The sequence below is a fragment of the Chryseobacterium sp. 2P genome, assembly GCF_059579425.1.
In genome coordinates this window covers 2088821-2101764 of record NZ_CM184194.1, presented here as the reverse complement: position 1 = coordinate 2101764, position 12944 = coordinate 2088821, and the positions used below count along the sequence as shown (strand labels likewise).

The following is a 12944-nucleotide window of genomic DNA, read 5'->3' as shown; positions in this document are numbered from 1 at the left end:
TACCAAAAGGTGCACTATATACAATTTTGTAACGTATGACATTTGAAGAATTTAAAAACTGCGGACTGAGAAAAACATTAGACATGATCTCCGGAAAGTGGAAACCGCTTATTTTATCGAATCTTTTTGAAGAAAAAGAAGTCCGTTTTGTAGAATTATGGCGAAAAATGCCTAAAGTTTCAAAAAAAGTTCTGGCAGAACAACTCAAACAAATGGAGGAAGATCATATCATTCAACGGGTTGAAGTCTACAATTTTCCTCCGGAAGTATATTACAAATTAACGGAAAGAGCCAGAAAGCTCGGACCTATCCTTGATGAACTTCACCAATGGGGAAACGAACATCAAAAAATTTAAAATCAATTAATTACTGAAACTATCCAAAACTTCAAGAATATTCCGATACACAAAATCTAGTTCTTCAGGCGTAATGCAGTAAGGCGGAACGAGATACATCACATTTCCCAAAGGACGCATGATGATTCCTCTTTTTAAAAATTCATGATACAAAACCTTCCCGATTTCGTTAAAATAGGACGTTTTTTCATCATTTTTAATTTCCCAGGCGATAATCGTTCCGGTCTGTCTCACATTTTCAACTTTTGGATGATTTTTTAAAACCTGAGAAAAATTGAAATGTTTCTGACTGATTACATTGATTTTTTCCAGCGTTTCTTCTTTCAAAAGCAATTCCATACTTGCCAAAGCCGCTGTACAGGCTAAAGGATTTGCAGTAAAAGAATGACCATGAAACAACGTCTTATATTTATCATCCGACAAAAATGCTTCGAAAATCTGTTGTGAAGAAGTCGTAATTCCCATCGGCATTGTTCCGCCTGTTAATCCCTTTGAAAAACACATGATATCAGGTTTTTCCGAAAGATAATTTGCGGCAAACAGCTTTCCGGTTCTTCCGAAACCTGTAAACACTTCATCCTGAATCATTAAAATTCCGTTTTTTCTGCAAAATTTCATCAATTCTGATAAATCTTCGGCTTTGTGCATCAACATTCCTGCTGCTCCCTGAATCAAAGGTTCGTAAATGAAACACGCAATTTCTTCAGAATGATTTTTTATAATGTTTTTTAAATCTTCAATACTCCCGGAAGTCGGCGGATCAATAAAGATCACTTCAAAAAGCATTTCCCCGAAAGGTTTGGTCCAGACACTTCTTCCGCTCACCGACATCGCTCCGAAAGTATCACCATGATAAGCTTCTTTAAAAGCCAGAATTTTCGTCTTTTCTTTTCCCTGATTATGCCAGAACTGAATACACATTTTCAGCGCCACTTCCACCGCAGTAGAACCGTTATCCGAATAAAAAACCTTCTCCTGATTTTCAGGCAGCAACTTTAATAAATTTTCCGAAAGCTGAATGGCTGGTTCGTGCGTAAATCCTGCAAAAATAACCTGTTCCAGCGTATTCAACTGCTCAGAAACTCTTTGTGCAATGTACGGATTCGCATGGCCGTGAAGCGTAACCCACCACGAAGCCACTGCATCGATGTATTTTTTTCCGTCTTCATCATAAAGATAAATTCCGCTTCCTTTCACGATCGGGATTGCATCTTCCGCCGTTTTCATCTGCGTGTAGGGATGCCAGTTGACGGCTCTGTCGCGCTCTTGTAAATTCATAAATAATTGGTCGTAATGTTTAATTTTATCAATGCTGAATTGTCAATCGTCAAGTTTAAACGCAAAGACTTTATTTCTAAATTAATATTTTAAGCTAAGCAAAGTAAAGCAGATTTCATCTGCTATTAAGCAAACGCTTCATCATCCGTCTCTGACGGAAATTTCTTTGCTTTACTTATGATAAAAACAAAACATTTTCTTTGCGTTTAATCATTCTTTATATTAATAGATAAGTACTGAAAATTCAATGGTGAATTGTGAATTGTCAATCGTAAATTGTAAACGCAAAGACTTTATTTCCATGTTAATATTTAAGCTAAGCAAAGTCGAGCAGATTTCATCTGCCATTAAGCGAACGCTTCATCATCCGTCTCTGACGGAAATTTCTTTGATTTACTTATGATAAAAACAAAACATTTTCTTTGCGTTTAATCATTCTTTACATTAATAGATAAGTACTAAAAGTATAAATAGAATTCAATGCTGAATTGTTATTTTCACACTCCAAAAATTCGCGATTGACTATTGACCATTCACTATTCACTTTTCAGCACATCGTTTTCTCTTTCATCATCGGCTTTAATCCCAAAGTCTGCAGCATCTGCATATCCTCAGAAACGCCCGGATTTGGCGTTACCAGAAGCGTTTCCCGTTCTCCGGTAAAGATCGAATTGGCTCCCGCCATGAAACACCATCCCTGTTCAAATTCAGTCATTTCTATTCTTCCTGCGCTTAAACGAACCATTGATGAAGGCATTACAATTCTTGCTGTGGCGATCATTCTTACCATTTCCCAGGTATTCGTTTTTTCGTTATCCTGAAGCGGCGTTCCTTCTACTCTTGCCAATGCATTGATCGGGACAGATTCCGGATGTTTCGGCATTGTTGCCAATGTTAAAAGCATCGAAATCCTGTCTTTTGGTGTTTCTCCTAATCCGATAATTCCTCCCGAACAAACCGTAATTCCTGCTTTTCTTACATTATTAATCGTATTGATTCTGTTGTCGAACGTTCTTGTGGAAATAATTTCGTCATAATATTCCTCAGAAGTATCCAGATTGTGATTGTATGCATACAAACCTGCTTCCTGAAGGCGTTTTGCCTGATCTTCCGTTAACATTCCCAACGTACAGCACACTTCCAATCCAAGCTCATTTACGCCTTTTACCATATCGATCACACGGTCGAAATCACGGTTGTCGCGCACTTCTCTCCAAGCCGCAGCCATACAGAAGCGCGATGAGCCGCCTTCTTTTGCTTTTTTGGCGTGTTCTATGACCGTTTCTGTCGGCAGTAAAGCCTGAACTTTAATATTCGTATGATAACGCGCTGCCTGTCCGCAATACGAACAGTCTTCCGGACAACCTCCTGTTTTAATTGAAAGCAGGGTCGACATCTGAACTTCTTCAGGATTATGCCACTCACGATGAACTGTTGCAGCTTTGTAAACAAGTTCCAGAAGCGGAAGATTATAAATTTCTTCTATTTCTTCCTTCGTCCAGTCGTTTCTTAATTGATTCTTATTCATGATTCTATTTTTTCTAATTGTTTTGCAATATTTTCTATACTTTCTTCTGTTATACTTTCAAGGTCAGGAATTCTTAGAATTTCAGTTTCTGATGGAATATTTTCACAAATAACCCTTTCCGTGTCCGGTGGAAAATTTCCGTTGAGAATTAAATATTTCAGTTTAATTTTCTTTTGGTTTAAAACTAAAACAGACAACAATGTATGATTGATGCAGCCTAAATAATTCTTCACAACCAAAGCAGCGGGAACGTTCAGTTTTTCAATTAAATCAATTATAAATTCATTATCATTCAGCGGAACCATCAATCCTCCCGCTCCTTCTATGATTAAATGATTCTGTGTTTCAGGAAGTTTAAATTCATTCAGATCAATCAGAACTCCTTCTTCCTTTGCTGATTGATGCGGTGATGCAGCCAGTTTAAAACGATATCTTTCCGGATGGCAAACCGTATGCTTTCCTACCCAGTCTTTAATTTTCATCGTATCAGAGTAATCCAGATCTCCGGACTGAACCGGTTTCCAATACTCTGCCTCAAAATATTTGGTTAAAACCGCCGAACAAACCGTTTTCCCGACTTCAGTCCCGATTCCTGTGACGAAGAGTTTTTTCTGATTCATATTTTGTATTTCTAATTCAATGTTCATTATTTCAATGGTTTCTTGTCATTTCACGAAGGAGAAATCTATCCTTTTTTAATCATAAAATTGTTTAAACTGTTTCAGGATTAACCACAAAAGTCACAAAAGACAGTATTAAAGTGAATTTCTATAATAATTAAAGCGCTCAAAAGAATAAAAATCAAAGATTTTTAAAAACTATTGTTACCTTTTTGATTTATAATGATCAACTTTAAATAAAAGTTTAGTTAATCTTTTGTGACTTTTGCGGTTAAATAAAAGTTTAAACAGACTTAATCAATAGATTCATTACTCCCCAATTGAATGATATTTACGTTTTAAACAAATTCTTTAATAATCCCGGTTAACTTCAAAATTTCCTCTTCTGTATTAAAACTGTGAATGCAAATCCTCAGTCTTTCCGTTCCTTCTTTTACCGTTGGACTGAAAACCGCATACGCTAAAAATCCACTTTCCGATAAAACGTTCTGTAAAGTTTTCAACTGATGATTATCCGGAATAATAATGGCCTGAATCGGACTGTTTTCAGAAGACGGAGTGGCTAAATTCTGTTCACGAAAAATTTTAATGTTTTCCTGAAGTTGTATGGATAATCTACTGTTTGCTTTTAAAAATTCATATCCGCTAAAAATACTCATCCATAGAAAATCGTGCGCTGAAGTTGTATAGATAAAAGGGGATGCAAAATTGATGAGATAAGATTTAATTAAATCATTCGTTAAAATCGCCGCACCATGCGTTCCCAAAGCTTTTCCATAGGTTACAACCGTTGCTGAAACTTTTTCCTGTAGATTCAACTCACTCACCAAACCGTTTCCAAAAACACCGAAAGCGTGAGCTTCATCCACAACTAACTGAGCATTGTATTTTGCTGTGATTTTTGCAATCTCTTTCAAAGGAGCAATATCTCCATCCATCGAATACAGGCTTTCAACTGCAACATAGGAAAGTCCGATTTGCTTTTTCAGAATCCTTTCTAAATCATCAACATCATTATGCCTGAATTTCAGTTTTTTAGCATTCGACATTCTACATGCATCATGAACAGAACGATGAATTTTTTCATCCACAATTATGGTATCATGTCGATTGGGAAGCGTTGAAAACAAAGCCAGATTAGCATTATATCCCGAAGAAAAAAGCAAAGCCGATTCGTATTGATGTTCTTTGGCTATACATTCTTCTGTTTCAGCAACAGTTAAACTATTTCCGCTGATCAGTCTGGAACCTGTACTTCCTTTCAGTAATTCCGGCTTTTCGTTGATTTTTTTTAATAAAATCTGCTGAAAATCTTTATTTCCCGCCAATCCCAAATAATCGTTGGAATAAAAATCCACTCCTTCCTTTTGAGATTTTAAAACCCGTAAGGTTCCGCTTTCTTTTCTTTTTTCTAAGGCTTCCTGAAAATGACGAAAATTATTCAGCATAATTTACCTGTAAAATCTCTTTTGAAATGGCATCAATCCATTGGTTATGAAGATCTTTTTCAATCTCTAAAATAATTTCTGCATGAATTTTCCAGTCTTCCGAAAATTCGTCCAACTGATTAATCATTTCCTCCAAATGTCCTTCTTCCTCCAAAATAATTGATTTCACCATAATTTTTGAGGTATATTTTGTCAGAATCTCCTGATAAACCGGGTACAGTTCATCGGCACGAACTTCAATAGCATACGTTACAAACAGATAAGCCGCATACTTCAATTCTTCTTTGCTGAGATTGAAATTCTGCTGAAGATATTTACACGCTTTAATGTCAAGAGAATGAAGATATTGTCTCGTTGCCGTTGCGGCTAAAAGTTCATTGCTATTGTACGTTTTGCACATATCAGGATCAATTTTCAGGATCTGCTTTTTAAGATAATAAGCATGGCGATGTTCTTCCGCAGCGTGTTTTAGCTGTATTAAACTCACGTTAGTAGGATGTTCGCAAGCTGAAATTTTTCTGGCTCCTGCATTTTCCATAAAGGAAAGCGTATTCAGCCATTTTGCGTGCGTTTCATTTTGCTGAACAATTTTTTCTAAAAGACTGTACAATTCCATTCTTTTTTGTTTTGGTTCAAAAGTAGTATATTGCCGGATGGTTAAATGGTACCAGTTTTGAGATTATGGATAGTCCGGTTAAAATTCCTTATCAGAGTTTCATAAAAATCAATAGAAATTCCGAAGTTTCTATTTACATGCAGATTTCCAATCAGCTTATTAATGCCATTCAGCGCGGTTTTTTGCCATTCGGAACCAAACTTCCGGGAACAAGAATGCTGAGCGAAATGCTGAATGTTCACAGAAATACCATTGTTTCTGTTTACGAAGAACTGTTTTCTCAGGGATGGGTGGAAAGTCTTCCCAACAAAGGAACTTTTATCATCGGAAAAGACCAGTATCAGTTTTTGGAATCGAAAAATTTACAAAAAATTCAGCTCGAAAATTATCCGAAATCAACTGGATTTACCTTCAAAACATCCAATATTTTAGATAATCCTTTTGAATATTCCAATTGTGAATACATTTTTAATGACGGAATTCCCGACATCCGCTTAACTCAGATCGATCAGCATTCCAGAATTTACAGTTCTATTTTAAAAAGAAAGGCGCATAAAATCGGACAGTACAATCAGGACGGAAGTGAATTTTTTAAAGAAAATCTTTCAAAATATTTAAATTTGTCCAGAGGATTGCCCATTTCTAAAAATAATCTTCTTATTACAAGAAGCACAGAAATGAGCATTTATATTGCTTCGGAAATTCTTTTATCTGAAGGGGATATTGTTTTAGTTGCAGAACTGAGCTATTTCTCGGTGAACATGATTTTTCAAAAAGCAGGGGTGAAAATAAAATCAGTCTCCATTGACAATGACGGAATTAACACAGAAGAAGTCAGAAAAATTTGCCAACAGCAGAAAGTGAGAATGCTGTATCTTACACCGCATCATCATTATCCTACAACTGTTACGTTGAGCGCACAGCGCAGACTGGAACTGCTGAATCTTGCAAATGAATTTGGTTTTATCATTCTGGAAGACGATTACGATTATGATTTTCATTACGACAAAAGTCCGCTTCTTCCCCTTGCAAGCGCAGATACGAACGGAATGGTAATTTACATCGGTTCTTTCGGAAAATCTCTGGCTCCCGGTTTTCGGACAGGATTTATTGTTGCTCCCGAAAATCTGATGTCTGAAATGAGAAAACATCTGGGAATTATTGACAGACAGGGTGATATTTTAATGGAACACGTTTTAGGAGAAATGATCGCCGAAGGAGAAATTAACCGATATCTGAAAAAATCATTAAAAATTTATCAGGAAAGAAGAGATTATTTTATCCATCTGATTCAGGAAAACTTAGGAAATTATATACAATTCGAAAAACCGTCAGGCGGACTTGCGGTCTGGGCAGAATGGCAAATTCCCATCAATTTAATGCAGCTTTCTAAAAATTGTGCGCAAAACAATTTATTTATTCCTAAAACCTTACTTTATCAGAATAAAAATCTAACCGCCATGCGTTTAGGATTTGGAAACCTCGATACTACAGAAATGGAAAAATCGGTTGAAATAATAACGGATCATGTGAAAAAGATGCTACATTAACGATTTTTAAATATATTGGTTAGATTTTTGAATGTAAAAAATAACAAAATTGCACCATTGAAACTTATCACATTCACAAATAAAGGCATTTATTGTCCGCAGGGAAAATTTTATATTGATCCTTGGCGACCGGTTGATTTGGCAGTCATTACGCACGGACACGCCGATCACGCACGTTGGGGAATGAAGAAATACTTGTGCCATCATTTTACCAAACCTATTCTGCATAAAAGGATCAGCGAACATCTTGAAGTTCAGAGCGTGGAATATGGCGAAGTCATCAATATCAACGGCGTAAAAGTTTCACTTCATCCTGCCGGTCATATCATCGGCTCCGCGCAGATCCGGCTAGAATACAAAGGCTATGTAAGTGTGGTTTCAGGAGATTATAAAGTTCAGGATGATGGACTAAGTACCCCTTTCGAACTGGTAAAATGCAATGAATTCGTTACCGAAAGCACTTTCGGACTGCCTATTTACAACTGGCTGGAAGTTCCGGATCTGAATAAAAAACTCCAGAACTGGGTACTCAGAAATCAGGAAAATCAAAAAACTTCTGTTTTCATCGGTTATTCTTTGGGAAAAGCACAACGCGTAATGAAAGCCGTTGAAGGAATGGGAAAAATCCACGTCCACTACTCGATCGGAAAACTGAATAAAGCCTTTGAAGAAATCGGAATCGTACTTCCTGACTATGAAATTCCGGATTTCAGGGAAAGCATCAAGCACGTTGCTGGAGATATTGTGATTGTTCCGCCGGCTTTGCTGGATTCCAATGTCATTAAAAAAATTCCGGATGCTGCAACGGCAATTTGTTCCGGATGGATGCAGGTTCGCGGTGCAAGACGATGGCGGAGTGCCGATGCAGGTTTTCCGATGAGCGATCACGCCGACTGGAAAGGTTTGTTACAAGCCATAAAAGCCACCGAAGCTGAAATTGTTCACGTTACGCACGGACAAACCGAAGTTTTTTCTAAATATTTGAATGAAATTGGTATTAAATCTGATGTGGTAGAAACGCTTTACGGCGATGATGATGAGGAAGAAAAAGAGAAAGAAATTATTAAAGACTAATAATTATATTGATGCCGGAAAGCTCCGTAGGAGCTTACTGTTAATAGAAAAAATTACGGCACAATAAAACGGAGCTCCGTAGGAGCGAACTGTTAATAGCCCATCATAATTAAGCCGAATTGTACGCAGCCCGGCTTGAACGGAGCTATTTTTGTGGAGCCAAGCGGAACAAAAAAGCGGGAGTGGAAGACGGATTAAGCTGCCCAAAAAATTGTTAACATACGTTTAAAAACGCCAATTAAAATTTATGAAACATTTCGCAGAACTGATCAATGTGCTCGAAAGCACCAACAAGACCAATGCAAAAATCGATGCCATCATCGATTACCTGGAACGTGCGCCTGATGAAGATAAAGTCTGGTTTATTGCTTTGTTTACAGGCAAAAGACCCAAGCGGAATGTGAACACCAACTATATGAAAGAATGGGCTTTGGAAATTACAGAATTACCGTTCTGGCTGTTTCAGGAAAGCTACTCTTCAGTCGGAGATTTAGGCGAAACCATTTCCCTGATTCTTCCACCGCCAACGGAAAAAATCGAACGTTCTTTGTCGGACTGGATGAATGATATCATCAACTTAAAAACAAAAACCGACGCTGAGAAAAAAGAATTTGTCCTCAATTCGTGGAATGGCTTGGATTATACGGAACGGCTGATTTTCAATAAATTATTGGGTGGAAGTTTTAGAATCGGGGTTTCAGATAAAACACTGATTAATGCTCTGACGAAATTTTCCGGACAGGAATCCAGCGCATTGATGCACAGTTTAATGGGAAAATGGCAGCCGACAGAAGCTTCATTTCAGGAATTGATTTCGGCTGAAAATGTAAATCCGGATAATTCAAAACCCTATCCTTTTTGTCTGGCTTATCCATTGGAGAAAGATTTGGAAGAACTCGGGAAACCCGATGAATGGTTGATTGAATACAAATGGGACGGAATCCGCGGACAGATTATCAAGCGTAATGATGAAGTCTTCATCTGGTCGAGAGGAGAAGAACTGGTGACGGAACAGTTTCCCGAAATCGCAGAAACCGTTCAGCAAATGAGCGGAAATTTTGTAATTGACGGCGAAATCCTCGCGGTAAAAGACGATAAAGTTTTAAATTTTAACGAATTACAAAAACGTCTCAATCGAAAGACATTGACCAAGAAAATGCTTTCCGAAATCCCGATTGAAGTCTTTGCGTATGATCTTTTGGAACTGGAAGGAAATGATTTGCGTGATAAACCCATCTCCGCGAGACGTGCCATGCTGGAAGAATTATTATTGAATGAAAATCCTGAAAACATCAAAATTTCCGAATCAATAGAATTTGAAAACTGGGAAGAATTGAACCAGATCAGAGAAAATTCCAGAGACATCAACAGTGAAGGTTTGATGCTGAAACAGAAAAACTCACCTTATCATTCCGGAAGAAAAAAAGGCGATTGGTGGAAATGGAAAATCAGTCCTTTAACCATTGATGCAGTTCTGATTTACGCCCAAAAAGGAAGCGGAAGACGAAGCGCATACTACACCGATTATACTTTTGCCGTGAAAAATGAAGATAAACTGGTCACCATCGCCAAAGCATATTCCGGATTAACGGATAAAGAAATTATGGAAGTCAGTAAATTTGTGAATAAGAATGCCATTGAAAAATTTGGTCCCGTTCGAACAGTAAAAGCTGAATTGGTTTTTGAGATTGCTTTTGAAGGAATTGGTTTCAGCAACCGTCATAAAAGCGGTGTTGCGCTAAGATTTCCGAGAATTTTAAGATGGAGAAAAGATAAAACAGTAGATGAAATTGATGATTTGGAAGAAATAAAAAAATTAATACAGTAATAAATTAATCGCAAGGAGAAACAAATTTTTTTATACTTTGCTTACTAAATGTTAAACTAAGCCGCTTCGCTTATCAAGGAAACACAATTTGTATTTCCTTGATAAATGAAACCCCATTGTATATCTTTAAAAAGATGATTTTATAATCCCTTGTTGACTTTGCGATAAATAAAAAGAAATAATTTGAGCAACTTCGAAAATACCAACGGCTTCAAAGTCATTCAGCAGTGGATGACGGATAAAGGCAATTCCCCTTTCAAATTTCAGGTCGATACGTGGCAGAAATTCGAGAACGGCTACAGCGGAATGGTGATTGCTCCGACCGGTTTCGGGAAAACATTTTCTGTTTTCTTAGCATTGTTAACCCATTTTTTAAACCATCCTGAACAATATGGAAAAGGTTTAAAAATGATCTGGATCACACCGCTCCGATCTCTGTCCAAAGACATTGCCAAAGCAATGCAGGAAGCCATTGACGAAATCGGATTGGATTGGTCTGTTGGCGTAAGAAATGGCGACACAGATCCGAAAGTACGGCAGCAGCAGGTGAAAAATATGCCTGAAATTCTTGTGGTAACACCGGAAAGCTTACATCTTCTTCTCGGGCAGAAAAATCACGAACGCTTTTTTAAGGAACTGAAAACCATCGTTGTGGACGAATGGCACGAATTGCTCGGTTCAAAACGCGGTGTAATGGTGGAATTGGGCATTTCTCAACTCACAAAATATGCTCCCAAAATGAAAATCTGGGGAATTACGGCAACCATCGGAAATCTTGATGAAGCGATAGATGTTTTAATTCCATATGACATTAAAAAAACAAAAATTACCGCCAAAGAACAGAAGAAAATTGATATTCTCCCCGTTTTTCCGGATGAAGTGGAAATTCTTCCGTGGGCGGGACATTTAGGAGCAAAATTAGCTGATAAAATCGTTCCCATCATTTTAGAATCTAAATCTACCATTGTTTTTACGAATACCCGAAGCCAGAGTGAAATGTGGTATCAGTTATTGCTTGAAGCCTATCCCGACTTTGCAGGACAGATTGCCATTCATCACAGTTCGATTGATGCTCATTTGAGAATCTGGATTGAAGAAAATCTAAGTTCTGGAAAGTTAAAAGCCGTCGTTTCGACCTCTTCTCTGGATCTGGGAATTGATTTTAAGCCGGTCGACACCGTTATTCAGATTGGTTCTGCAAAAGGCGTTGCGAGATTTTTGCAGCGTGCAGGACGAAGTGGCCACTCCCCTTTTGAAACTTCAAAAATTTACTGTGTTCCAACGCATTCACTGGAACTGATTGAAGTTGCCGCTTTAAAAGAAGCCGTAAAACAGAAAGTAATTGAGCCAAGAGATCCTCAGGTTCTGTGTTTTGATGTTTTGGTTCAGTTTTTAATGACTTTGGCGGTTGGTGACGGATTTTATCCGCAGGAATTGTACGAAAGAATTAAAAAAGTATATGCTTTTCAGGAAATGACGGATGAAGAATGGAAAAGCATCCTAGATTTTCTTACCATCGGCGGAAGTGTGCTGAAAAGCTATGAAGAATTCCATAAAATCGTGATTCAGGAAGACGGTCTTTATAAAGTAACGTCCCGAAAAATTGCGATGCTTCACCGGATGAATATGGGCGTTATCGTAAGCGATGCGATGCTGAAAGTAAAATTCATTTCAGGCGGTTACATCGGAATGGTGGAAGAATATTTTATTTCAAAACTCAAAAAAGACGAAAAATTTATTTTGGCAGGAAGAGTTTTGGAAGTCGCGATGATTAAAGATATGACGGTTTTTGTCCGCGCTGCCAAAGGAAAAGCTTTTGCGCCGAGTTATCTGGGAGGAAGACTGCCTTTAAGCTCAAATTTGGGACAGTTTTTAAGAGAAAAATTATCCGGAGCGCTTAATCCGAAAGCTTCGGAAAAGGAACTGAAGTTTCTGCATCCTTTGCTGATGAATCAGGAAGAACGTTCTCACATCCCGAAAGAGGACGAGTTTTTGGTGGAACTCATTAAAAACCGCGAAGGATATCATCTGTTTATGTATCCGTTTGAAGGTCGGCTTGTTCACGAAGTGATGTCGGCTTTAATTGCCTACAGAATCTCCAAACTGGCTCCGATTTCTTTTTCAATGGCGATGAATGATTATGGTTTTGAACTGTTCAGCGACAAAGAAATTCCGCTGAATGATGAAAATCTCCATAAAATTCTGAGCAGGGAAAATCTAATGACCGATGTAATTTCCAGCATCAATTCAGCAGAAATGGCAAGAAGAAAATTCCGTGACATTGCGGTCATTTCCGGAATGGTGATCCAGAATTATGCAGGAAAACAGCGTTCCAACAAATCTCTGCAAAGTTCGGCAGGATTAATTTTCAAAGTTCTCGAAGATTACGATTCGAATCATTTTCTTGTAAGACAGGCGTATACAGAAGTTTTTAATGCACAATTGCAGGAACAGCGACTGGTGGAAGCCTTTAAACGGATTGAAAAATCAAAAATAATCCTGAAATTTGCCAATACTTTTACCCCGCTGAGTTTCCCGATAAAAGTGGACAGTTTGCGACAGACGCTTTCCAGCGAAGGACTGGATGTGAGAATTCAGAAACTGATTCAGCAGGCTAAAAAAGGGAAATAATTTTTATCTGGGCAG

Annotated in this window: 10 protein-coding genes; 5 read left to right on the top strand and 5 right to left on the bottom strand. The window is 37.8% G+C overall.

Going from position 1 to position 12944, the window contains the following annotated elements:
• Nucleotides 1-35 precede the first annotated feature (35 nt).
• Nucleotides 36-356, top strand: a complete 321-nt coding sequence (locus AC52CF_RS09620) for a winged helix-turn-helix transcriptional regulator (RefSeq protein WP_496518112.1) — start codon at nt 36-38, stop codon at nt 354-356.
• A 6-nt stretch (nt 357-362) separates the two neighbouring features.
• Here the strand turns inward: AC52CF_RS09620 and bioA are convergent, their stop codons facing one another.
• From bioA to AC52CF_RS09595, 5 genes are all read right to left on the bottom strand, one after another.
• Entirely contained in the window at nt 363-1634 is a 1272-nt protein-coding gene (gene bioA / locus AC52CF_RS09615) for an adenosylmethionine--8-amino-7-oxononanoate transaminase (protein WP_496518111.1), read from the bottom strand.
• A 547-nt stretch (nt 1635-2181) separates the two neighbouring features.
• A complete protein-coding gene (bioB, locus tag AC52CF_RS09610) occupies nt 2182-3162 on the bottom strand; it encodes a biotin synthase BioB (RefSeq protein ID WP_235130759.1) in 981 nt (326 codons plus the stop codon).
• Nucleotides 3159-3809 carry a dethiobiotin synthase gene (gene bioD / locus AC52CF_RS09605; protein ID WP_496518110.1) on the bottom strand — a complete coding sequence of 217 codons (651 nt, stop codon included), beginning with the start codon at nt 3807-3809 and terminating at the stop codon, nt 3159-3161. Before bioD ends, bioB begins: the two co-directional genes overlap by 4 nt.
• Before the next feature lie 311 nt (nt 3810-4120).
• A complete protein-coding gene (locus tag AC52CF_RS09600; protein WP_496518109.1) occupies nt 4121-5230 on the bottom strand; it encodes an aminotransferase class I/II-fold pyridoxal phosphate-dependent enzyme in 1110 nt (369 codons plus the stop codon).
• Entirely contained in the window at nt 5220-5846 is a 627-nt protein-coding gene (locus AC52CF_RS09595) for a hypothetical protein (RefSeq protein ID WP_431306815.1), read from the bottom strand. Before AC52CF_RS09595 ends, AC52CF_RS09600 begins: the two co-directional genes overlap by 11 nt.
• Nucleotides 5847-5911: 65 nt before the next feature.
• Here AC52CF_RS09595 and AC52CF_RS09590 point away from each other — a divergent pair, with 65 nt between their 5' ends.
• The 4 genes from AC52CF_RS09590 to AC52CF_RS09575 all read left to right on the top strand — a co-directional run bounded on the left by AC52CF_RS09590 (nt 5912) and on the right by AC52CF_RS09575 (nt 12929).
• A complete protein-coding gene (locus AC52CF_RS09590; protein WP_235130756.1) occupies nt 5912-7396 on the top strand; it encodes an aminotransferase-like domain-containing protein in 1485 nt (494 codons plus the stop codon).
• A 57-nt stretch (nt 7397-7453) separates the two neighbouring features.
• A complete protein-coding gene (locus AC52CF_RS09585) occupies nt 7454-8470 on the top strand; it encodes a ligase-associated DNA damage response exonuclease (protein WP_235130755.1) in 1017 nt (338 codons plus the stop codon).
• A gap of 247 nt (nt 8471-8717) precedes the next feature.
• Nucleotides 8718-10298, top strand: a complete 1581-nt coding sequence (locus AC52CF_RS09580; protein ID WP_496518108.1) for an ATP-dependent DNA ligase — start codon at nt 8718-8720, stop codon at nt 10296-10298.
• Between the two features lie 231 nt (nt 10299-10529).
• Nucleotides 10530-12929 carry a ligase-associated DNA damage response DEXH box helicase gene (locus AC52CF_RS09575; protein WP_496518213.1) on the top strand — a complete coding sequence of 800 codons (2400 nt, stop codon included), beginning with the start codon at nt 10530-10532 and terminating at the stop codon, nt 12927-12929.
• Nucleotides 12930-12944 lie beyond the last annotated feature (15 nt).

Bases quoted from the DNA above. Each gene is read 5' to 3' on its own strand.
- AC52CF_RS09620 (WP_496518112.1), top strand. From the start codon at position 36: ATGACATTTGAAGAATTTAAAAACTGCGGACTGAGAAAAACATTAGAC.
- bioA (WP_496518111.1), bottom strand. From the start codon at position 1,634: ATGAATTTACAAGAGCGCGACAGAGCCGTCAACTGGCATCCCTACACG.
- bioB (WP_235130759.1), bottom strand. From the start codon at position 3,162: ATGAATAAGAATCAATTAAGAAACGACTGGACGAAGGAAGAAATAGAA.
- bioD (WP_496518110.1), bottom strand. From the start codon at position 3,809: ATGAACATTGAATTAGAAATACAAAATATGAATCAGAAAAAACTCTTC.
- AC52CF_RS09600 (WP_496518109.1), bottom strand. From the start codon at position 5,230: ATGCTGAATAATTTTCGTCATTTTCAGGAAGCCTTAGAAAAAAGAAAA.
- AC52CF_RS09595 (WP_431306815.1), bottom strand. From the start codon at position 5,846: ATGGAATTGTACAGTCTTTTAGAAAAAATTGTTCAGCAAAATGAAACG.
- AC52CF_RS09590 (WP_235130756.1), top strand. From the start codon at position 5,912: ATGGATAGTCCGGTTAAAATTCCTTATCAGAGTTTCATAAAAATCAAT.
- AC52CF_RS09580 (WP_496518108.1), top strand. From the start codon at position 8,718: ATGAAACATTTCGCAGAACTGATCAATGTGCTCGAAAGCACCAACAAG.
- AC52CF_RS09575 (WP_496518213.1), top strand. From the start codon at position 10,530: ATGACGGATAAAGGCAATTCCCCTTTCAAATTTCAGGTCGATACGTGG.